The organism is Leptospira licerasiae serovar Varillal str. VAR 010 (genome assembly GCF_000244755.1).
Lineage (GTDB): Bacteria > Spirochaetota > Leptospiria > Leptospirales > Leptospiraceae > Leptospira_B > Leptospira_B licerasiae.
On sequence record NZ_AHOO02000005.1, the window covers coordinates 1,083,811 to 1,104,150 of the forward strand.

Sequence of the window (20,340 nt, forward strand, 5' to 3'; positions counted from 1 at the left end):
TCCGATCTGTCTGAAAAATGGGGAAGGAAATTTCTATCCAATTCTCTTGTTTCTTTCTACTATTTCGAACGAACGTAATGGTTGCGAACTGAATTGCGCTCCTTATTCCGGAAAGAGCCCCGGTAGGAATTCCTCTCGTTTTTCCTTTTTGAGAAGATAGCGAGAAGGGACAGCGAATAAATCGGTTCTTAACTCTATTCTTTTAGTGAGCCCGAATCTTTTTATGCAGATAGAAAATCTTTTTTGGAGAAGATCTGCATAATTTCCTGCTCCTCTCATTCTTTCTCCCCAATTTGCTTTGTATAATTTCCCTCCTCTTGCTTCCGAAATGACTTTTAACACTTTTTCTTTTTTAAGTGGAAAATGCCTGGTGAGCCAATCTTCGAATAAAGGAGCTACTTCGAATGGAAGTCTTATAAATACCATTCCGGCTGATTCTGCGCCCGATAAAGATGCCTGTTCCAATAGATGTTCCATTTCAAAATCGTTGATGAATGGAATTACAGGAGCGAATAAAACTCCTGTTGGAATTCCTACATCCGTAAGTTTTCTAAGAGTTTCCATTCTTCTTGCTGGAGCCGGAGCCCTAGGCTCTAGCTTGGACCAAAGTTCTTTGTCCAAGGTTGTGATGGAAAGATACACTTTCAAAATTCCTAATCTTCCCATTTCAGAAAGAATATCAGTATCTCTTTGGATAAGAGAAGATTTGGTGATGATTGCGGCAGGTTGTTTGAATTCCAACAAGACTTCTAATAATGATCTTGTGTTTTTGTAGATCCTCTCTCCAGGTTGGTAGGGATCTGTGGCTGTGCCTAATGTAATCGGTGCGAGCGCTTGTTTTTTCTTTCTTAATTCTTCGGCTAAAAGTTTGGCCGGCTCTTTTTTGACGAATATTTTTGTTTCGAAATCCAATCCCGGAGAAAGATCCACATAAGAATGATTTGGTCTTGCAAAACAATAGATACATCCATGTTCGCAACCTCTATACGGATTGATACTTGCATCGAATGGAATATCCGGTGATTTATTTCGAGTTAGGACTGATTTGGAATCTTCCCAAAAAAATTGAGTAGAAGGAGAGACTTCCTCTCCTAGATCTATCCTATCTTCCAGCCAAACTTCTCTTTGGGTCTTATCAAATCTACTTGGAGGAAGTTCTTCAGTGCCTCTTTTTTTAGAATTCATACGTTTGAATTCTAAAAAATACTAATCAAAAAACAAGCAAAATTATGTTTGTATTTTGTGGGATCTCCTACAAAATGATCTGATTCAGTTGATCTCTAATTTTGCTCCTTCTCCCCAAGATTTGTAAGAAGGTAGATTAGAGATTGTCTGCACATACTCGCTTGCTTTAGGTCCAAGTTTTACTCCGTAGGTTATAAATCTGGAAACTACCGGAGCATAGAATGCATCCGCAATGGAGAAGTTTTGGCCGAATAAGAATGGTCCGCCGTAGGAGCTCAAACATTCCTCCCAAAGTGTTTGGATCCTATCTATGTCTTTCTTAGCATCTTCTGGTACGGAGAAGTCGGATTTTCTGCCATGAAAATTCATACTTAGATTAGATCTTAGGCCGGTAAATCCTGAGTGCATTTCCGCAGTTACAGATCTTGCTTTGGCTCTTGCGGTCCGATCCTTGGGCCAGAGTCCCTTCTCCGCATATTTTTCTGCCAAATATTCCGCGATGCTAAGGCTATCCCAAATTCTTAGATCTCCATCGTTTAAGACGGGTACTTTTTTGGAAGGAGAGTACTTATCGATTATGGCTGCGTATTCAGGGGTGAATAGTTTCAAGGAGATCTCTTCGAAAGGAATTCCGAATTGAGTGAGTAGGATCCATGGGCGGAAAGACCAGGAGGAGATGTTTTTATTTCCGATTACAAGTTTTAGATCGCTCATAACTTTAAGGTCTCTCAAGGCGGGATGATTCTGCAAGAAAGTAATCCTTTCGAATTAGTAAGTTTTGTAGGGATTGATACAGACGCATTGAACCGGTTTGCCTTTCTTTTGCAACAATTAGCTTCGAGAATCTATAAGATCGAGTGCACATAATCCTGTTAAGGTTAGAAGTCTTCATTTAACAGTGAGGCATCTTCTTAGTATTCTAGGAATGCTTTGTAGGATTTTTTTAAAAATCCGTGTCTTAAGTTATTAATAAGAGAGAAATCTTTTCGAACAGGATCGAGCGGTTTCTTAGATACAAAACAAATCGGATGGATCTAAGCTTGGAAAACGTTAAAGAAATTATTCAAACACAAGAAAGTATGCCCGATATTTTGTTAATTTGCGATTCGAGTGGAAGGATCCTTCATATTAACGAGAATGGAAGGAAGATCCTCAGTATCGCTTCATTAGAATCCGCTAAGAATATGAGTATTACCGATCTCCTTTCAGAGACGGATCAAAAATATTTCGAAACAGTTATACTACCAAATGTAAGCAAGTCCGGAGAGTTTGAGGGAAGAGGACTTCGTTTGATGAGGAAAGACGGAAGTTTTTTACAAACAAAACAACATGCTTATTTAATGCCGGAGAAATCTTATCTGTTCGTGTTTACGGAAGATAAAGAATCGGAAGCTGGGAAGAAGGAAGCTATATACAATGCATTTCAACAATCCCAGAACGGAATGTTCTTAACGGATAAAGAAGGTGTAATTCTTGCTGTAAACAAACAGTTCGAAAAAATTTCCGGTTTAAAAGAGAATGAGCTCATAGGAAAAACTCCTAAAGCATTCCAGTCCGGAATGGGAGCATCCAAAACTTTTTATGATGAATTTTGGGAATCCGTTCTGCAAGGTTCGGTCTCCATCTCTAATTCAAATCTCAAAAACAGTTTTGTAAAAGATTGGAAACAAAATGTTCTTCCTATCAAAGATCGTAATGGGGAAGTTTCCAGCTTCTTAAGCACTATCCTTGCAAATCCTGAACTTTCAGAATCCGGAGAAGTAAAGAACGCGGATTTTGCAAAATCTCCATCTGATACTTTCAGAAAATATGAAGGTATGGATAGAGAGGCTCTTATCGGGACTTTAAGAGATAAGACAAAACTCACCAAAAAAGAGACTGAGATCTGTGCGGGAATCGCTTCCGGTAAGGATAAGAGTCGGATCAGTGAAGATTTAGGTATCCATCCTGGGACGATGAAAAACCATTTGAAGTCGATTTATAGAAAAACTATCGATCTAGAAAAAGAGATCCCAGGTCCGGAGCGAGATAAGCTTCAAAGACTTACAATTTATTTGTTCCGTCTACTCGGGGAATGAGAAGTAGAGTTTACAAGAGCCACTGAGTTTATTCTCACGCAGAGACACGGAGGCGCAGAGGTAAAACACCTAAAAAATTCTCTGCGGCTCGGCGAGTCTGCCTGCAAATATCTTTGTTTCTATTTCTGCGCCTCTTCCCCCCAGGTTTTATTCACATAATCTTCTCTTCCGGAACCTTTTCTGTATTGTTTGTAGTGAGTAGGGTTCTTCTTATAATAATCCTGATGGTATTCTTCCGCAGGATAAAATTCTGATGCAGGCAATATTTCTACAGCGATAGGTGAGGAGAATTTTCCGGAAGCTCCTATTTTGTCCTTAAATTCTTGGGCCAATTTTTTCTGTGCATCATTCTTATAGTAAATTGCAGCTCTGTATTGGTTGCCTCTATCGGCGAATTGTCCTCCGTTATCTGTCGGATCTATCTGCCTCCAATACGTGTCCAAAAGTTTTGCATAATCGATCTTTTTAGGATCATAGGTGATCAATACGGATTCTCTATGTCCTGTTCTTCCGTATCCTACGTCTTCATAAGTGGGATTTTTTTCTTTCCCGCCTGTATAACCTGAAATTACGGATATAACACCGGGTAGTTTTTCGAAAGGTCTTTCCATGCACCAGAAACATCCGCCTGCAAAGATGGCTGTCTCCGTTTTCGGGTTTTCTTTAGAATGAAGTATATTCGAAAAACTAAATATTACGAATATTATAAGTATGGATTCTAATCTTATAAGTTTGAACAAATTTGTTCTCATAAAGTTCCTCATGATCTCGTTTTTTTATAAATTTTCAATCTATCTAATCTTACCGATCGGTTGTTCGTATTTTGATTTTTTTCAAAAAAGCCTGGTAAGGACAAGCTAGATCAATTTCAGTAGCCTGTAGATACTTTCGACTGACGTCGGAAAAAGTTACGGACTTATCAACCGTTTCCAATTCTGGGTTTTTATTCTTCATGTAGAATATGCCCGCCCGTGCGAGTATCATGAATTTAAAAACAAAACAATTTCTTTCCAATCTTCCTTACGATCTTTCCTCAAGTATCGCAGTCTTTCTAGTAGCAATTCCTCTTTGTTTGGGGATCGCTCATGCATCCGGTGCTCCTTTATTTTCAGGGATTATCTCTGGTTTTATAGGTGGAATCGTAGTAGGAACCTTTAGTAAATCCGCCTTAAGTGTCTCAGGGCCCACGGCAAGTTTGACTGCGATCGTTCTTTCCGGCATTAAAGACCTCGGGAATTTCGAAACATTCCTTCTTGCACTTCTTTTTGCAGGAATGATCCAAACCTTGCTTGGGATCTTAAGGACAGGCGCCTTATCCGCTTATCTTCCTTCTGCAACCGTAGTGGGAATGTCAGTCGCGATCGGTTTACTTTTAGTCATCAAACAATTGCCTCACTTGATCGGTTACGATGTAGAAGAATTCGGGGTAGAAGAGTTCGATCTCACTAAAGAGGACATTAATGAATCTTATCACGATCCTCATGAAGCAAAAGAGACAAACTCTCTTATGTTGCTCTTGCATGCGTTCAGGAATTTGCAGAGTAACGTACTGATAATTGGAATAATTTCCCTTTTATCCTTCTGGGTTTGGGATAGATACTTCGCTAAAAAATTCAAATATGTTCCTGCTTCCTTAGTTGCGATCATACTGGGAACCGCTTCGAATTTACTTTTAGGTCATCTTCTTCCTGGGGGAGCTTTAAGCCAGGATCACTTGGTTACTCTTCCGATTTTTAAAAATCCTTCCGAACTTTTTGCTCATTTGGATTTCCCTAACTTCTCCTATTGGGACCAGGCTCCCGTGTGGACCTTGGCATTGACGATAGCGTTTGCTTCTTCTTTGGAATCCTTACTCTCTGTGGAAGTGGTTGATAAACTGGATGAAGAGAATCGTAAAACTCCCATGTCCCAGGAATTGATAGCTCAAGGTTTAGGAAATATGGCCTGCGGACTCGCGGGTGGAATCCCGATCACGAGTGTAGTGGTCAGAGGTTCTGTAAACGCTTCTTCCGGTGCCAAGACAAAGTTTTCGGCCATCTTTCATGGGGCTTGGATAGGGACCAGTGTATTACTTTTTCCTAAATTTATGAATACCATTCCGCTTGCGTCTCTTGCTGCGATTTTGACTTTTACAGGCTTAAAACTCGCCAAACCTGCAATGTTCAAGCTGATGTTCCAAAAAGGGTATTCTCAGTTCTTACCGTTCTTGGTCACTGTGGCAGTAACATTTTTCACTAATGTTCTGATCGGAACATTCTGCGGTATCTTAGTAGCCTTAGTTTTTGTTTTATATGAAGATCATAGGACTGCGATCTACAGAGAAGAGCGTTATGGTAAGTTTAGAAGAATCATATTAGGGGAAAATTTAGGCTTCTTCCATAAGGCAAAGATCAAGGCGGTATTAGAAAGCCAACCTACCGGGATCACGTTAGAGATTGACGGAACTAGAACACTTCATATGGATCAGGACATCAAAGAACTGATCCACGAGTTTAGAAAAAATGCCCACCGTAAAGGGATTACGGTGATCCTAGGAGGAATACCTAATATGGAAAATGATATGGAATCCTTGAAAAAAGAAATGAGCGAGTCTTATCAAAAATTATTGAGGAACAACCAAGAATGGGTGGAAGAGAGGACTGCGGAAGATCCGGAGTTTTTCGCAAGACATGCGGAGGGACAAGCGCCTCAAACACTATTCATCGGATGTAGCGATTCTAGGGTACCGGTAAATGTGATCACTAAAACGAACCCTGGGGAAATTTTCGTCACCAGAAACATTGCTAACGTGGTCTCCGTTGATGATATGTCTCTGTTTAGCGTGGTCCAATATGCGATCGATGCGTTGAACGTAAAACATATCATTGTTTGCGGTCATATCGGCTGCGGCGGGGTTAGGGCGGCTCTCCAAGGAAAGGCTACCGGTCTTATAGACAACTGGATCACTCATATTAAGGATGTGTATCTAAAACATAGAGAAGAATTGGATGCTCTTCCTGAAGAAAAAAGAGAAGAAAGGCTGATCCACCTGAATGTTGCGGAGCAGGTTGTGAACTTGTACAAAACTGGAATGATACAGAATGCTTTGGCAAAGTACGGCTTTCCGGAAATACACGGCTGGGTGTACGATATCCGAAACGGACAGATCAGCGAGGTGGATTATAAGGACATTCTCTCCAAGGAACTTGGAGGATTGTACGGTTATCCTAAATAGCAGTCGGTTGGTAGAGTAGTTCTTGGACTCTTAAATATTTGTCCATTCCGTTGATTTCCCACCGGACTACTTCTCCCACTCTAGCGCCTAGTACTGCGGAACCGTGGGCGGAAAATAAGGACAGTTTACCGTTAGCAGGAGCGTTTTCAGTATATTCTTCCGGATAAACTAAAGTAAATTGGAATGCCTCAGCGTTGCCTAGGTCTTTGAGCACGAATTTGGAATTCATAGTGATCAGGTCTTGGGGAACTTGATTCTGATCTATTTTTTTGGCTTTAGATAACGTCTTACGTATAATCTCTAAAATGCTGGGTTGGACTACTGCGGACTGGGAGGAAACCTCAAGAGTGGAAAGGATCCTTTGATGATCATTCTTTGAAAGAAATCTTTTCCCACTCATAACTCATTGCCTCCCTTAGAAAACAAATCCGAAACTTACATATCCGTAAAATGTACTCAAGCGTTTTTCCTTTTCTTTAATTTTACAAAAACTGCATTCGTTTATGCGACATAGAATTTCTTCTTTATGATAAATTATACTAAACGAAAGATAAGTTTCGTTCGACATAAGAAGAAGACATGTTCGTGACTTTGTTCCAGCCGACTAGAAATAAATCCTTCGCCTTAGTTAAGTACCTGTTTCGTTTGGTCCGCAAAGACGTTCGTCCCATTTTGATCCTTCCTAAAGGTAGTTTAGGTCTCGAAGACGGACTTAGTTTTGGAAGAATGATCTCTAAAATTTCCAACGATCATACTTCCGCAGTGTTAGGCTTCGCCGAAAATTTTTCCCAAGCGGTTCACTTCTGTAAAGAGATACGATCCGGTTCTTTAGGTCATGCCGGGAGAGAGCTTCCCATCTTTGTGGATGCGACTAGACTTACTCTCGGGTCTGAGTCCGAAGATCTAGAAGAGGCCATCCTAGGTTTGGGGGAAAATTGGAGCAGGATTTTTCCACTGACTTGTTTTATAGAAATAGGAAGGGACAGTTCCAGATTGGAAGAGGCAAGCGGCCGTACTTCTTTGTTCCGAATTTCTTCTTTAGTCATGGAAAGAAAGGGGAAGGGCTGGAGGTCTCTCAAGAGTGAGAAGAAGGATGAAGATCCGTACGGGGACTGGACCTACGAACTGATCTCCGATCTTCTTCCTGATCGAGGCGTTTAAAATTTTTTTCCAATTATGAATAAGACCCGTTGGGACCGGTCTTTCTTTTTTAGTGGCCGAGCTAGGGGGTATTTCATATTTTTAATTGAAGTTTTTTCGATCTCGGTCTTGACTGATAAAAATTTTGCCCCTAATGGGGAAGAGCAGGTTGATCTTGCATGATCGAAAGACGCACGAACAAGTTCGGGGAAAACGGAATCTTCGCCTCTCAACCAATCGCTAAAGGAACTTTACTGTTTAGCTATAGCGAGTGGATCGAAGATGAGGAATTCGGATGGAAAGTACTCTCCGTCTCGGAAGCCGATGAACTTCCGGAAGAGGAAAAGGAAATCTTCATGAAATACGGCTATGACGTAGACTTCGGCCTAGTCACCGGCCCTTCCGGCCCTGAATTTGTTATCAATCATTCCAACTTTATGAACCATTCCTGCGATCCGAACATGTGGTACGATCAAACGGACAATATTATAGCCAAAAGGGATATAGAAGTTGGGGAAGAGCTGAATATCGACTACGGTAACTTCGTAGTGAACTTCGACCAGACATTTGAATGCGCTTGCGGGTCTCCTAATTGCCGTAAATTCATTCGTAAGGACGATTGGAAACTTCTACTACCTCAGTATAATCTCAACTTTCCGACATTCATGCATAAGGAAATTAAGAAGATCTTGGTAAAAGTCCCTGCTTAAGGGACTTTTTTGTTTCTAAATCCGGGATCATTTCCTGATCCTGGATTGCCTTCTCCACAGGATGCGGGCAAAACTCTCTCCTTCTTGTCCGGAATCCTTCCATAATTCCGGGTCGCTCGTCTTACGAGCATTCTCAATCGTATAAAAGGCGCCTGGAGCCGTATTCTTTAATATTCCAAGCACTATAGGTATATCCTTTCTTCTTAATAAGGATAGAATAACTTTAACCGGTCCTCTGGCTCCTTGTGCTTCCAATGTGGTGGTGCGATAGCCGGCTTGGGTCAGATTTTGGACGATCTCTTCTCCCTTTTCCGGGACGATGATACGGATGAATGAGTGTCCTAAGGCTAGTTTTTCTTCGACCACCATTCCTAAAAAAGTGCCTGTGGCAAATCCGCCTGCGTAAGCTATATAACAGAAAACATTGCTTAGGTTTCTCATGATCTGAGTGATTACGATCAGCCAGAGAAGCACTTCTACAAAGCCTAGGAGGGCCGCCAGGACCTTTCTTTCTCTAGAGATTAGAATGATACGGACCGTGCCTATGCTAACGTCCGTCATTCTAGCTAAATAAATTCCGAGGGGTAAAAATATATAATCAAAGGCCCAGTTAGGCATTCGATTATCTTGGAGGATCTTGAGCGCTTGGCCAGCAATTTACGGTTTGCAGTACACTTCCACCGTCTTGGTGGTATAGAAGGGACCGATCAGAGTATGAATGACCAGGTCCACAAATCCGGTCTTGATGATCACTTCCGGATGGTTCCTATCGCAGCTTGCTTCCATCGGGGCCGTGGTTGGGTAGATCCCGAAGACTGTGCTTCCTTGTTTTGCTTTTTTATCCGGACCAGGAGTTTCCTTTGCCAATGCGTAAGGAGTCTCTCCTCCTTTATGGACCACTGTGGTAGTATGACAGCCTGCAGAGAATCCTAGGATTAGAACTAAGATCAGAATTTTGATTATCTGTAACATTCTATCTCCACTGTTTGGGGGGAATAGATCGCAAGAGTTAACTGCTCCCAAAATCCGTTCCAAAAACTGGTGTACTGATGGACGGATCTAGGTCCTTCCGCGCAGTACTTAGAAGTATCCAAGACCAGATTTCCGGGATAAAGTCCGAAAAAATAGTAGGTATGTTGGACCTTATGGACTTCTCCACCTTGTTCCGCCTGCGCGGATCTTAGGTCCAAAGCACGTTTACATTCTCTGGAAGTAGGATAGATCCTGCAAGCTTCCGGAGGACTTTGTGGATAACGGACCATTGCATGCCTGCAAGATTCTCCGAATCCTAGGCTTAGGAATACGATAAAGAGGATCGTTAGAATTTTATCTGCGCGCAACTTCTTCCTCCCAAATTACCGAGGCATAACCGGGGCCATGTACTGCGGCGAATATTCTGTAAGAAAGAACTTCCGACGGATCGGAAGAAAGATGCTTTAATACCAAGGAATAATCTCCTTTTTCAGGATTGTTTATTTCTAATTTGCAGGGAGTGAGTTGGCTGATCTTTTCTCCACATTTGATCTTGGTATCGAATAAGATCCCTTTTCGGAATAAGGAAACTCCCAGGTCGGGCTTATCCGTTAAGACTTCCACAATTAAGGAAACTCTATCGGCCTGTTTGATCCTAAATCTATATTCCCAAGAGCCGGAGAGGATAGTTCCATCCACTTGTGCTTGGAAAGCGGAAGACTCCGGCCTGGTGACTTTTTCAAAACGTAAAGGTTCGTATCTCTGATCCTCTCTACAATTATAAAGAAGGACCAAAACGAATAAGCTGAATACAAAACAGATGCTAAATTTCTTCTTCATAAGTTCTGCTGTCTGTAAACCCTTACAGGGGTATTGTTCTTTCCGACACTCACGTAGAGATAATAGACCCCTCCGGTGTTTACGGACACTGCGGAGAATATCTGTTGCACGTTAGTTGAGTCTGTGAGTCCACCGCTTGCAACTTGGGTCCATACGTTCGAAGCTGATCCAGGATTCGCAGTATTCGTACGATAGATCCTGATACCGTTCGGATTATCGAATCCTACATACAGATAAGATCCGTTTTTAGCAACCATCGTGATCGTCTTGTTGGTGGAATCTCCGAAGTTGGTGATACCGTTCCCATCATCTCCCACTACACTCCAGTCTCCTGCATCACATTCGGTGCTACCTCCTGTGGCGGTAGGATCACATTTCCATAATTGAGCTCTACGATTCGTGTCGGTTCCGTCCGTACAACCGGATACTGTGCCAGCAGCTGTGCGGATTCCGCTTGCCTGAGTTCCTTGGATACAGATGGTCCGAGTTACGTATAGTCTATCATTGAATTCGGCAAACTGAGCGAATGCTCTATCTGCCGGGATCAGATCGTAGAATTTTGCAAGTTCCAGAGAGAACCAATTGTTAGTGGTGCTATTATGCCATTTTTGGTTGCTTCTAGGTCCTATTTCGGTCCAATCCGTGCAGGTGTTTTTGGTGGAACAAGCGGTCGTCGGGTTTGCCGAATTAGAACGGATGATCGATCCATTATGCCCCACTGCATGCAAACCTCCGTTTGCCGCATAGATCCTGTTCTTAAATACGATGGAAGAATCCACTCCGATATAATATCCCCAGTTCGGGCTACTGTTTACGTTCCCGTTTCCTCCGTTTGAAGGTCCGCCGAAGTAAGGCATATAATCGATACGTATCCTTCTACCATTGCTGCCGTCGTAAGCATCGCAGTTAGAACCCGCGGTACAGTTGCCTGTTCCTCCGGAGTCGGAGCTATTGAATGTGATGAACCCGAAGTCGGGAGCATTCAATCCTCCTCCAGTTCCACTTCCATCGTTACTTGGTTTTGCAAATCCTGGGAACACTCTATCGTTCAAAACGCTGATAGAAGAAGTACCTGCAGTCACAGTTCCGGTAATGGAACCCATATCTATGTATTTATAGTTTAGGTTGGTCGAAGTATCATTCGAATAGTAGATATAGTCAAAATTGTAATTCGATCCGCTCGGAACGGTTTTTGCAGCGGCAATAAAGATGAACGGATTACCGCCCAACGATCCAGTGGTGAAAAGTCCCCTTCCACTTTCGTTATCCGGACCACAACCGTTTGCCAGAGTCGCATCGTTTTGGGTACAACCGGAGTGTCCTAAGGTTACATACGGAGGAACAGCGATGCTGTTCTCTCGGGTAGTCGCTGAGTTATTACTAACGTTAGAGGAATCCGAGTTTTGGCCATTTGTATCTTTTCCGAAAGCGAACTGAACGGATTCAGGACCACCGCCATCATAAGCAAAGCGTAATGCTCCGTTACCTGCGTTATTCGGACCCGTATAGATCTTACTATTAAAGTCCGCAAGATAACCGAATGTAGAACCGTTCGGATCAATTGAGATCGGACCGTCGCTGAAGTTTACAGGAGAAGTTCCGCAACCTAAGAAGGAAGCCCTATCTCTAGGCGAAGATTGGATATTTTCGGAGTCTCCGGAATCACGGATGGATCCCCAAGATGTATTGTCGAATCCGTCCCCGTTCACGTTATTTGCAGCTATAATAGAATACTGTGCTCCTGTTTGTAATAAGCTGTGGGTCACACAAACTTTTGTGGAGTCTGCATTCACACCGCCGCAAACAACGCCATCCAGAATCTTAGCGGAACTGATCGTTCCAAGGTCAGTTGTTCCTACGAAAGCGTAGCGATTCGCACATTCTGCGGTGCTGCTACATTCTGCGGAGCCGCTAACGTTATTACCCGATTTGATCGGTTTGGAGAAGTTGATGATCACTGTGCTCGTGCTTGCGCAAGAAGCGGAACTTACTTTTAACTGTTCTTGTCCAACGAAGTCCCCGTAGTTCGCACAACCTAAATTGTTCGGGCTTCCGGAGAGATCTTGGATACCGCTCTTATTCACTATCACGGTATAGTTGGTTCCGGAAGTCTGAGAAGAAGCCAAGGTTAAAGTATAGACCGCTCCACTACCGCTTACCGAAGAAACGGAAATATTGGAAGTAGAGGAGAAGTTACTATTGTCCGAACAAGAGCCGCTTACTGCAGAGGTCAGAGCCAATTTATAATTGGCAGCGGTCGTTGCCTGAGTCGTATTTACGGACTCCGAGAATGTTACTCTCACTGTGGTTGGGCTCAAAGAAGCCACGTTAGATACGGTCGGAGCAGTAGTGTCCAAGAACACAACGGTCAACTGGGTGTTTCCACTTACTGAGCCGCTGGTCGCGGAAATAGTGATTGTTCCGGCAGCAACACCGGTCGCTCTACCTTCCGTTCCGGAAGCATTACTGATCGTAGCCTTGCTTGTATCGGAAGAAGCCCAAGTAACCGAAGTTGTCAAGTTCTGGGTAGTGGAGTCGGAATAAGTTCCGGTCGCAGTGAAGTCCTTGGTCTGAGTGGTGTAAACGTTACTATTCGTAGGAGACACCGCAATAGAGACAAGCACCGCAGCAGTCACGGTAAAGTTGGTAGAAGCGGATACTGAACCTAAAGTAGCAGAGATAGTACTTGTTCCAACCGCAACTGCAGTAGCCACACCTTCATTTCCGCTCGAATTACTGATCGTAGAAGAAGAAGTATTGGAAGAAGCCCAGGTCACTTGAGCGGTAATATCCAATGTAGTGGCATCCGAATACACACCGTTTGCAGTGAACGGAGTTGTATATCCTTTCGCCAAACTAGAATTAGTCGGAGTGATGGAGATACTGTCCAGGGCCGCAGCAGTTACGGTAACTGCCGTATCCGTGCTGGTTATCGAGCTATAACTTGCGGAAATCTGAGTACTTCCTTCTTGTAGAGCTGTCAATTTACCGTTGGTTCCGGAAGTATTGCTCACTGTCGCTTTAGTTTGATCAAAAGAACTCCAAGTCACCTGAGTTGTCAGATCCGAAGTGGAACTGTCCGTATAATGCCCGGTCGCTGTGAAGTTTTGAGTCCGTCCTTTCGCAATACTTAAAGTAGGAGAAGGAGCAATCGTAATACTTGTGAGAGCAGCTGCGGTCACAGTCAATACGCTTGCCGGTGAAGTAACCGATCCCAGAGTCGCGGTGATATTTGTAGTCCCGGTCGCAAGAGTAGTTGCAAGACCCTTACTTCCACCTGCATTGCTGATCGTCGCCTTGCTCGTGCTGGAAGAAGCCCAGGTAACCGAATTGGTCAGGTCTTGGGTGCTTGCATCCGTGTAAGTTCCGGTCGCGGTAAAGTTCTGAGTGAGTCCTTTCGCTACACTTGGATTAGTCGGATCTACTTGGATAGAGACCAAAGTAGCCGCAGTTACGGTCAAGTCGGCGTTTCCGCTGATACTTCCTAAAGTTGCCGTAATATTAGATATTCCTAAAGAACCGTTATTTGGAGAAGTTAGGGTCTTTTTAGGTACGGCAGTCAAGGCTCCCAATTGGATGATAGAAGTCTGAGAACTACCCCATACAACTTGGTCAGTGATATCCGCGTTGGTTCCATCCGAATAAGTTCCTTCTGCTTGTGCAACAGTAGAAGTTCCCTTCGCGATGGAAGAATCCATAATATGCACTTCGATCGAATCCAGAACCGCGGAGGTTACCGTAAATGTTATCGAATTGGATACGGAGCCTAAGGTCGCGGTGATTGTTGCAGTTCCGACAGAAACACCTGTGGCCTTTCCTTGGGTTCCGCTGGCGTTGCTTACGCCTACTGTGGAGCTGCTAGAGCTACTCCAAGTTACCGAAGTTGTCAGATCCTGAGTGGAATTGTCCGAGTAAGTTCCAGTCGCGCTTAAATTCTCCGACCTTCCTTTCGCAACGCTTGGATTAGAAGGAGTGATCGTAATCGATTGCAAAACGGCAGCGGTAACGGTCAACGTGGTAGAAGGAGAGGTAATCGTTCCTAAGGTTGCAGTGATATTCGAGGTCCCGATCGCAAGAGCGGTTGCTTTACCTTCCGTTCCGGAAGCGTTACTGATCGTAGCCTTGCTCGTATCGGAAGAAGCCCAAGTAACAGAAGTTGTTAGGTTCTGAGTAGAACTGTCCGTGTAAGTTCCGGTTGCGGTAAAGTCCTTGGTTAGACCTTTTGCGACGCTTGGATTTGTAGGAGTTACGGCAATCGAGACTAACTTTGCGGCAGTAACTGTGATATCCACGGTGCCGCTGATACTTCCAGAAGTTGCAGTGATTGTGGAAGTTCCGAGAGAACCGTTATTCGGAGAGTTCACATGTTTTTTAGGAGTCGCAGTTAAAGTCCCCAATTGAAGAACGGAAGTAAGAGAACTGCTCCAAGAAACCGAGCCGGTGATATTTTGAGAAGTCCCGTCGGAGTAAACCCCGGTTGCTAAGATAGTAGTGCTTGTCCCTTTTGCGATGGAGGAATCATCCGCAGTTAATTGGATAGATTCTAATACGGCTGCAGTTACCGAGAAGGAAACGGTTTCCGAGATTCCCCCGATTTCCGCAGTGACGTCTACCGTTCCCACATTTATACCGGAAGCTCTACCTTCAAATCCGGAACCGTTATCCACAGTTGCGATAGAATTGTTATCGCTAGTCCAGGTTACTTGGTCTGTGATATTTTCGTTATGGCCGTCCGAGAAAATACCTGTGGCTACCAGATTTAAGTTTCTTCCTTTAGGAGTGCTTGGACTGGAAGGAGTGATAGAGATACTTTCCAAAACTGCTGCGGTAACTGTGACATCGGTACTTCCTCCGATAGAACTCAAGGTAGCAGTAATGGTAGAAGTTCCCATGTCTTCTGTGGATAAAAAACCTCTGGATCCTGCAGTATTGCTGATAGTAGCCACCGCAGTATCGGAAGAATTCCAAGTTACGGAATTCGTAATGTCTTGGTTTGAATTATCCGAATAAGTTCCAGTAGCAGTGTATTGTTGATTTTTTCCTAATGCTAAAGACTTGTTCGTAGGAGTTACTGCGATCGAAACTAAAGCCGCGGAACTAACGGTTAAAGATAAATTAGTGGCATTGAATGAATTATAGGAAGCTCGGATCGAAGTAGTTCCCGAATCCACTGCAGTCACAAGACCTGCAGAATCTATCGTAGCAACTGCAGAACTTCCTGTACTCCATGTAGTATTCGGGTCGTTTGTCAAATCTTGGTTAGAGCCGTCGGCAAAATTACCGGTCAAAGTACATTGTCTTGTGATACCTTTAGGCAAACTATCCGTTTGGTTTAAGCAGGAAATGGAGATTGTACTCAAAGGAGCCGAAGTAACTGAAAGAGAAATTTGTGCAGTTTTACTTTCGTAAGTGATACTGATGTCCGCAGCTCCTACTCCCATTCCTGTGGCCTGTCCGCCTGAAGACATAGAAATAATACTGGAATCGCTGGAGCTCCATACCGCGTCCGCTGTAATATCTTTATGAGTTCCGTTGGAATACGCTGCAGTCGCTACTAAGGACATGCTTGTAGTTTTTGCAAAACTGGAATTAGGAGAAGAGATCTCTACTCTGCTTAATGTAGGAGTTCCTCCTCCGGGTAGAAAGAATAATCCTCCACCTCCTTTTTTTCCCGCCGCGAGCCCGACAGCTCCCGTTAGTAAAGGCCAGGCTACGCATCCTTGGAAAAGAAGGAAGGAACACGCCAGTGCAGCATAGAATTTTTTGGTAGGGTTGATTCCGGAGCTCATATATTTCTCTTTCGGTTCGACAGTCGCTATTGATTTTACTATCGACCTAATTCTATCGGACGATACATATCTAACGACTATTTCAAGAAAAAATAAATAATATGGACTAGTTTTGTAAGTAAATGCTTACATCAGCCAAGTAAGAAACTTGGGAAACGTTGAGTGTGCAGAACTTGTTTTAATAATAGAAAACTATCACTTGAGTGAGTGAAAATTATCCGAGAGCACCGTTCTGCTATTTACTTCTAAAAATGTTTACTCTTAAAAACTAGAAAATACGACTAGCAGACTTAAAATATAAATCAAAAATAAGTAAGTAAATGTACGATTACATTTGCGGACTTAAGATGGAACATATCTGTACCTTTTTCGAGTTAATTTATCGAACTCTTTGACCCGAATTTTACACAGATACGAATATTGTTTCCGCGACCCCAAAGAATTAGAGCATATTCGATATTGGAACAGGTTTCGACTAACGTGAAAAAAATCACCTGATGCGTTCTTTATGTCGCTATCGGCCAAAATTATTTAAAATCGGGAAGGATCCAATCTTTAGGAAAGAAGTCGTCCTTCACTTTCATTAGATCTCTCTTTGGATCGACGAATGGAAGGCCCTTTTTGCCGTTTAAAGAAACCCTTACTTCTGCGTAAACTGCAGCGTCGTCACCGGTCCTTTTCTTTTCCTTCTCGCCCAAAAAGTGGGCGAATTGAAGTATCAGATCTGGTTGAGTGCTCATCATCGTTTTCTGGATTTCGTTCAAATAAGATTCAGGCAGAACGTATTGGACTTCTCCTGTCCGCAAATTGACCACTTGGAAACTTGCGATACCATTCTTTTGGATAAGCATGATATGCCATGCGAATCTAAAGCCTTGCTCCGTCCAAAGATGATTTCCAGGATACAAAAAATGTCTGAGAGGAAAAAGTATTTGGATTAAAATATAGAAGGAAATCGCCCAAGTCCCGAACTTGGAAGAAAATAGGGAAGTGAACTCGTATAGCTTAGTTTCGAGGTTTTTCCCCCATATATTTGGTTTTTTTAAAGTTTGCAAAAGTATTAACAAAGTTTTTGCAGAAAGAAATCGGAAGGTTACGGGAAGTTTGATCCAAACCGTTTTGAATAAGTTTCTCAATTCTCCGTAAGGAAAAATCCCTCTCCTTTTCAGAAATCCTCTGGCTTTGATTGGCCAGTCCGGCGGAAAAAACAATAAAGCGGAGAAGATCATGATCCAAGGAAACATTCCAATCGGAAACAACCTCCATGTGAGAATATGAAAGATCAGAACGAAACCGTAGGCCCAAGGCCTCAAACTTTTTTTCAAAAGACAGAAAGGAATAAACAGATCAAAAAATAATCCGGCATAACTAAAAATGTAACCTGCGATCGGATAAGAAAAAAATCCGCCAATCACAGGAAAGTCGGTATTTCGAACCAACCAGATCCTAAGAGGCTGGGCATAAAACAACCAGTCCGGAACTAATTTTGCTAAGCCCCCAAAAAAATAAACGCAACCGATTTGGAATCTTAAGATCCACAAGGACCAATTCGGGATTTTAGGAGTATTCCATTTTCCGTTTCGGTATGCTTCTAAAAAATGAGATAAAGAAAAACAGCGATCCGCCGGGATCCAAAACAAAAGAAATAACAATAGAAAAACTAAATAATAATGATTCAGATAAGTGGAAACATCTATAAGATTAAAATAGGAAAATCCTACCCAATAAATAAAAATGGAGGTCCTATATAAAACTCCCAGGGAAATAAATAAAGCAGTTATGCATAATATTATAAATACGGAATATAGAAGAGGTCCTGGAATTACCCCTACCCAAGAAAATCCGAAATGTTTAAAATGAAAGCTGGGCTCTATAAAATACTTTTGCACCCAGCCGTAATGAAGATAGCGAGCCGATATGAAAAATAAAATAATACCGAACCCAAATCTGAAAAATCCTAAGGACCAAGCTGGAGATTGTTCGAATAATTCGGACCTATACCGATTCCAGAGAGACAAGTTTGATTCCTTTTTTATTTATTGAACGGATTGAATGAAGCCGTTCCCTATATCGATCCAATTACCATTCAATTTGTTTTTTCCCAATCGAGCAAGCATTCCGGGAACTTCTTCGAAGGTGGATGGAAGAATTTCTTCCAAATGGAAAATTTTCTCTCCTTCTTTTTGACAATTATCAAAGGAGGCAAAAGTAGCTCCTTCAAAGAGCAATTTTTTTCCGCCTTGGTTCTGAGTTTGTAAGGGATGATCAAAAACAAAAACATCTCTATCTTGTGAGATCGCATTAAATGCTGAAGATAATGCTCCGCTTTTAGAAGGAGCTTCCATGACTAATAGGGAAGGTGAGATCCCAGTGATGATCCTGTTTCTTTTTGGGAACGCATATTTTCTGACTTCAAAACCGGGAGGACATTCGGTGATCACTAAACCGTTGATGGAAGATTTCATTCTCTTATATAAATTCCTATTTTCGTAGGGGTATTCTTTTTCGGGTCCGGTGCCCATGACTCCGATTACAGGCATTTCTTGATCCAAGGCTTGTAACATTGCCGCCTTATCAACTCCTAACGCTAGGCCGGAAACAATGCCGTCTAGTCCAAGAGAATTTACAAAATCCGGAATTAGTTTAGAATAATTTAATGTAATTGGAGAAACTTTTCTTGTTCCTACAACTGCCAAATAAGAAAGTTTTAAGAGTTCTATGTTGCCGAAGCAGAATAAATTCGGCGGTGGATCGTAGATCTCTTTTAAAAGATCCGGGTATTCCGGATCGAAGTAGGAAACGATCTCCGTTCCCAGCTTTTTTAGGGAAGAAGAATAATTTTTAGAATCGAACTTCGCTTTTTCTTTTAGGTCTTTGGGGAGTATTCTTTCTAATTTTTCCAGAACCTCCGATGGAGAGAGGCTCTGGGATAAAAATCCGGATCTGCTTAGGATCTTATATAAACTTGGAGAAGAAAGAGAAAGAAAATCCATGCGGATCTCCGTATTAATTCTCGGAGGATTCCATTTTGTTTAGATTGTTAATTACATTTTTATAAGATTCGTTCTCATTCAGATCTTCTTTGATGAACCCGTCTTTTTTAAGGCCTTCTATCGTGTTTTTTAAATGTAGATAGATATCTTTTGCTTCTTGCACCTTTCCTGATCTATATAAAAAATTTCCTTTAGCGAATAACACTGGAACATTGCGAGGTTCTTTTTTTAGGATAGAATCCAAAAGAGTAAATGCTTTCTCTTGGTCTTGGAAACCCGCATTGATCCCTTCCCAAGAGGAGTCCGCCATAGACGAATCAAAGTAGATCAAAGCCAATTGGTATGGAAATCTTGAATCCCTAATATCCTGTCTTGAAAGCGATTGGAAAATCTCGATTGCGATCTGTCTTCTTTTAGGTTCCCAACCTCTGTCCTTGGAAGCGTTGGCATAAGAGAGAGCGGTTTCGAAAAGTAGCTGTTGATCCACAGGCATTAAAAGTTGCGCTTTATCGAAATATGGTAGGGAAGATTCGAAAAAGTGAACGTCTGCGCCGATCACTTCCGTTTTTCCGGAACCTTCTTCTTGGATAGCTTTATTATAATATTTAGATGCTAGATCGTAATCTCCGATCTTCATATACCCTTGCGCGATCTTCCAACTAAGAGCTCCCGCGGATCTGGTTTTGGAGGCCATTTCTCGGATCTTCTTTTCTAATTCTATGATCTCGGATTCGTCCATATTCAAACGGCGTTTCCAAGCTTCTAGATCCTCGACGGTTGGAGGTTTTGTATTCTTTCCTGAGAATTTACTTAGGTTCTTACAATCTGAAATCAGAAATATAAAAAGAAGAAGGAATATAATCCTCATTTGATTCTACCTCGGGAAGAAATCGTATTTGAAATACCATGTCCGAGAATTGTGCGGATGGTCCACGGAAAATCCTATGAAAGGATTTTTTTTGGAAGGAAAAAGGAAGATGCCGGAACGGAAAGGGAGAAGGTATTGGATCCTTCTCCCTTTATAAATTAAGCGTTGTCTCTGGAAATTCCAGCGATTACTAAAGCTCCGCCTAAAAGACCAAGGTCTTTTAAGGCCATAGCGATGGACAATTGGTTACCCTGTGTCACTCCCGGTACATGGATGAGTACGATGAATAGACCAAGCAGAACTGCCAAAAGGATCATCGCGAGTTTGGTTTTTTTGTTAATAAAAATACTGAGCGCTGCCGCTAATAATGCAGCTCCTGTGACATAGATCCAGATCACTCCTCCTGGAACCGGAACCATTCCTGCCATTGCATTTGCGTTAATAAAATGGTTAATCCCAAAAACTAAAAGCGGGACAGCGTAAACATATTTCCCGATTGTTTGCATAAAAATTTTCTCCTCGAGTTTGATCGAAAATTGCTTTCGCAAAGC

The 20,340-nt window shown here is 42.4% G+C and carries 17 protein-coding genes; 4 read left to right on the top strand and 13 right to left on the bottom strand.

From position 1 onward, the window contains the following. Nucleotides 1-102: 102 nt before the first annotated feature. Nucleotides 103-1,185 carry a PA0069 family radical SAM protein gene (locus LEP1GSC185_RS05550; protein ID WP_008594253.1) on the bottom strand — a complete coding sequence of 361 codons (1,083 nt, stop codon included), beginning with the start codon at nucleotides 1,183-1,185 and terminating at the stop codon, nucleotides 103-105. 84 nt (nucleotides 1,186-1,269) lie between these two features. Further along, nucleotides 1,270-1,899: a glutathione S-transferase family protein gene (locus LEP1GSC185_RS05555; protein WP_024863913.1), complete on the bottom strand. Its 630-nt coding sequence runs from the start codon at nucleotides 1,897-1,899 to the stop codon at nucleotides 1,270-1,272. 326 nt (nucleotides 1,900-2,225) lie between these two features. Between LEP1GSC185_RS05555 and LEP1GSC185_RS05560 the strand changes: the two genes are divergently transcribed. Next, nucleotides 2,226-3,263, top strand: coding sequence for a PAS domain-containing protein (locus LEP1GSC185_RS05560; protein ID WP_232298485.1), 1,038 nt, complete (start codon nucleotides 2,226-2,228; stop codon nucleotides 3,261-3,263). A gap of 119 nt (nucleotides 3,264-3,382) precedes the next feature. On the opposite strand, the gene msrA is transcribed toward LEP1GSC185_RS05560, so the two are convergent. Next, complete coding sequence (gene msrA / locus LEP1GSC185_RS05565; RefSeq protein ID WP_008594573.1) at nucleotides 3,383-4,015, bottom strand: peptide-methionine (S)-S-oxide reductase MsrA; 633 nt, start codon at nucleotides 4,013-4,015, stop codon at nucleotides 3,383-3,385. Between the two features lie 230 nt (nucleotides 4,016-4,245). On the opposite strand from msrA, the gene LEP1GSC185_RS05575 reads away from it, so the two are divergent. Continuing rightward, nucleotides 4,246-6,477, top strand: a complete 2,232-nt coding sequence (locus LEP1GSC185_RS05575) for a SulP family inorganic anion transporter (protein ID WP_008594072.1) — start codon at nucleotides 4,246-4,248, stop codon at nucleotides 6,475-6,477. Here the strand turns inward: LEP1GSC185_RS05575 and LEP1GSC185_RS05580 are convergent. Beyond that, the gene (locus tag LEP1GSC185_RS05580; RefSeq protein ID WP_008593734.1) at nucleotides 6,470-6,877 is read right to left on the bottom strand and encodes a GreA/GreB family elongation factor; all 408 of its coding nucleotides are present in this window, start codon (nucleotides 6,875-6,877) and stop codon (nucleotides 6,470-6,472) included. The two genes, LEP1GSC185_RS05575 and LEP1GSC185_RS05580, sit on opposite strands and share 8 nt — an antisense overlap. Nucleotides 6,878-7,056: 179 nt before the next feature. On the opposite strand from LEP1GSC185_RS05580, the gene LEP1GSC185_RS05585 reads away from it, so the two are divergent. Together LEP1GSC185_RS05585 and LEP1GSC185_RS05590 are read left to right on the top strand one after the other, a co-directional pair. Continuing rightward, nucleotides 7,057-7,638, top strand: coding sequence for a hypothetical protein (locus tag LEP1GSC185_RS05585; protein WP_008596137.1), 582 nt, complete (start codon nucleotides 7,057-7,059; stop codon nucleotides 7,636-7,638). Nucleotides 7,639-7,796: 158 nt separating this feature from the next. After that, entirely contained in the window at nucleotides 7,797-8,327 is a 531-nt protein-coding gene (locus LEP1GSC185_RS05590; protein ID WP_008595090.1) for an SET domain-containing protein, read from the top strand. Between the two features lie 27 nt (nucleotides 8,328-8,354). Here the strand turns inward: LEP1GSC185_RS05590 and LEP1GSC185_RS05595 are convergent, their stop codons facing one another. From LEP1GSC185_RS05595 to LEP1GSC185_RS05635, 9 genes are all read right to left on the bottom strand, one after another. Beyond that, nucleotides 8,355-8,945 (bottom strand): DUF2179 domain-containing protein, encoded by a 591-nt coding sequence (locus LEP1GSC185_RS05595; RefSeq protein ID WP_008595806.1) that lies wholly within the window; start codon nucleotides 8,943-8,945, stop codon nucleotides 8,355-8,357. Nucleotides 8,946-8,984: 39 nt separating this feature from the next. Beyond that, on the bottom strand, nucleotides 8,985-9,299 hold the full coding sequence (locus LEP1GSC185_RS05600) for an LIC_10461 domain-containing protein (protein ID WP_008595013.1): 315 nt from the start codon (nucleotides 9,297-9,299) through the stop codon (nucleotides 8,985-8,987). Next, the gene (locus LEP1GSC185_RS05605) at nucleotides 9,287-9,667 is read right to left on the bottom strand and encodes a Bor/Iss family lipoprotein (RefSeq protein ID WP_008594095.1); all 381 of its coding nucleotides are present in this window, start codon (nucleotides 9,665-9,667) and stop codon (nucleotides 9,287-9,289) included. Before LEP1GSC185_RS05605 ends, LEP1GSC185_RS05600 begins: the two co-directional genes overlap by 13 nt. Next, nucleotides 9,654-10,139: an LIC_10463 family lipoprotein gene (locus LEP1GSC185_RS05610; RefSeq protein ID WP_008595556.1), complete on the bottom strand. Its 486-nt coding sequence runs from the start codon at nucleotides 10,137-10,139 to the stop codon at nucleotides 9,654-9,656. Before LEP1GSC185_RS05610 ends, LEP1GSC185_RS05605 begins: the two co-directional genes overlap by 14 nt. Beyond that, entirely contained in the window at nucleotides 10,136-15,928 is a 5,793-nt protein-coding gene (locus LEP1GSC185_RS05615) for a beta strand repeat-containing protein (protein WP_008595048.1), read from the bottom strand. Before LEP1GSC185_RS05615 ends, LEP1GSC185_RS05610 begins: the two co-directional genes overlap by 4 nt. 527 nt (nucleotides 15,929-16,455) lie before the next feature. Further along, nucleotides 16,456-17,946 (bottom strand): HTTM domain-containing protein, encoded by a 1,491-nt coding sequence (locus tag LEP1GSC185_RS05620; RefSeq protein ID WP_008594070.1) that lies wholly within the window; start codon nucleotides 17,944-17,946, stop codon nucleotides 16,456-16,458. An 18-nt stretch (nucleotides 17,947-17,964) separates the two neighbouring features. Next, entirely contained in the window at nucleotides 17,965-18,921 is a 957-nt protein-coding gene (locus LEP1GSC185_RS05625) for a DNA-processing protein DprA (protein WP_008594877.1), read from the bottom strand. Nucleotides 18,922-18,934: 13 nt separating this feature from the next. Continuing rightward, on the bottom strand, nucleotides 18,935-19,789 hold the full coding sequence (locus LEP1GSC185_RS05630) for a tetratricopeptide repeat protein (protein WP_008593643.1): 855 nt from the start codon (nucleotides 19,787-19,789) through the stop codon (nucleotides 18,935-18,937). Between the two features lie 158 nt (nucleotides 19,790-19,947). Next, nucleotides 19,948-20,295 (bottom strand): DoxX family protein, encoded by a 348-nt coding sequence (locus LEP1GSC185_RS05635; protein WP_008595610.1) that lies wholly within the window; start codon nucleotides 20,293-20,295, stop codon nucleotides 19,948-19,950. Nucleotides 20,296-20,340 lie beyond the last annotated feature (45 nt).

Excerpts from the sequence above, each read along its gene's own strand:
- LEP1GSC185_RS05550 (WP_008594253.1), bottom strand. The coding sequence starts at position 1,185 with ATGAATTCTAAAAAAAGAGGCACTGAAGAACTTCCTCCAAGTAGATTT.
- LEP1GSC185_RS05555 (WP_024863913.1), bottom strand. The coding sequence starts at position 1,899 with ATGAGCGATCTAAAACTTGTAATCGGAAATAAAAACATCTCCTCCTGG.
- msrA (WP_008594573.1), bottom strand. The coding sequence starts at position 4,015 with ATGAGAACAAATTTGTTCAAACTTATAAGATTAGAATCCATACTTATA.
- LEP1GSC185_RS05575 (WP_008594072.1), top strand. The coding sequence starts at position 4,246 with ATGAATTTAAAAACAAAACAATTTCTTTCCAATCTTCCTTACGATCTT.
- LEP1GSC185_RS05580 (WP_008593734.1), bottom strand. The coding sequence starts at position 6,877 with ATGAGTGGGAAAAGATTTCTTTCAAAGAATGATCATCAAAGGATCCTT.
- LEP1GSC185_RS05585 (WP_008596137.1), top strand. The coding sequence starts at position 7,057 with ATGTTCGTGACTTTGTTCCAGCCGACTAGAAATAAATCCTTCGCCTTA.
- LEP1GSC185_RS05590 (WP_008595090.1), top strand. The coding sequence starts at position 7,797 with ATGATCGAAAGACGCACGAACAAGTTCGGGGAAAACGGAATCTTCGCC.
- LEP1GSC185_RS05595 (WP_008595806.1), bottom strand. The coding sequence starts at position 8,945 with ATGCCTAACTGGGCCTTTGATTATATATTTTTACCCCTCGGAATTTAT.
- LEP1GSC185_RS05600 (WP_008595013.1), bottom strand. The coding sequence starts at position 9,299 with ATGTTACAGATAATCAAAATTCTGATCTTAGTTCTAATCCTAGGATTC.
- LEP1GSC185_RS05610 (WP_008595556.1), bottom strand. The coding sequence starts at position 10,139 with ATGAAGAAGAAATTTAGCATCTGTTTTGTATTCAGCTTATTCGTTTTG.
- LEP1GSC185_RS05615 (WP_008595048.1), bottom strand. The coding sequence starts at position 15,928 with ATGAGCTCCGGAATCAACCCTACCAAAAAATTCTATGCTGCACTGGCG.
- LEP1GSC185_RS05625 (WP_008594877.1), bottom strand. The coding sequence starts at position 18,921 with ATGGATTTTCTTTCTCTTTCTTCTCCAAGTTTATATAAGATCCTAAGC.
- LEP1GSC185_RS05630 (WP_008593643.1), bottom strand. The coding sequence starts at position 19,789 with ATGAGGATTATATTCCTTCTTCTTTTTATATTTCTGATTTCAGATTGT.
- LEP1GSC185_RS05635 (WP_008595610.1), bottom strand. The coding sequence starts at position 20,295 with ATGCAAACAATCGGGAAATATGTTTACGCTGTCCCGCTTTTAGTTTTT.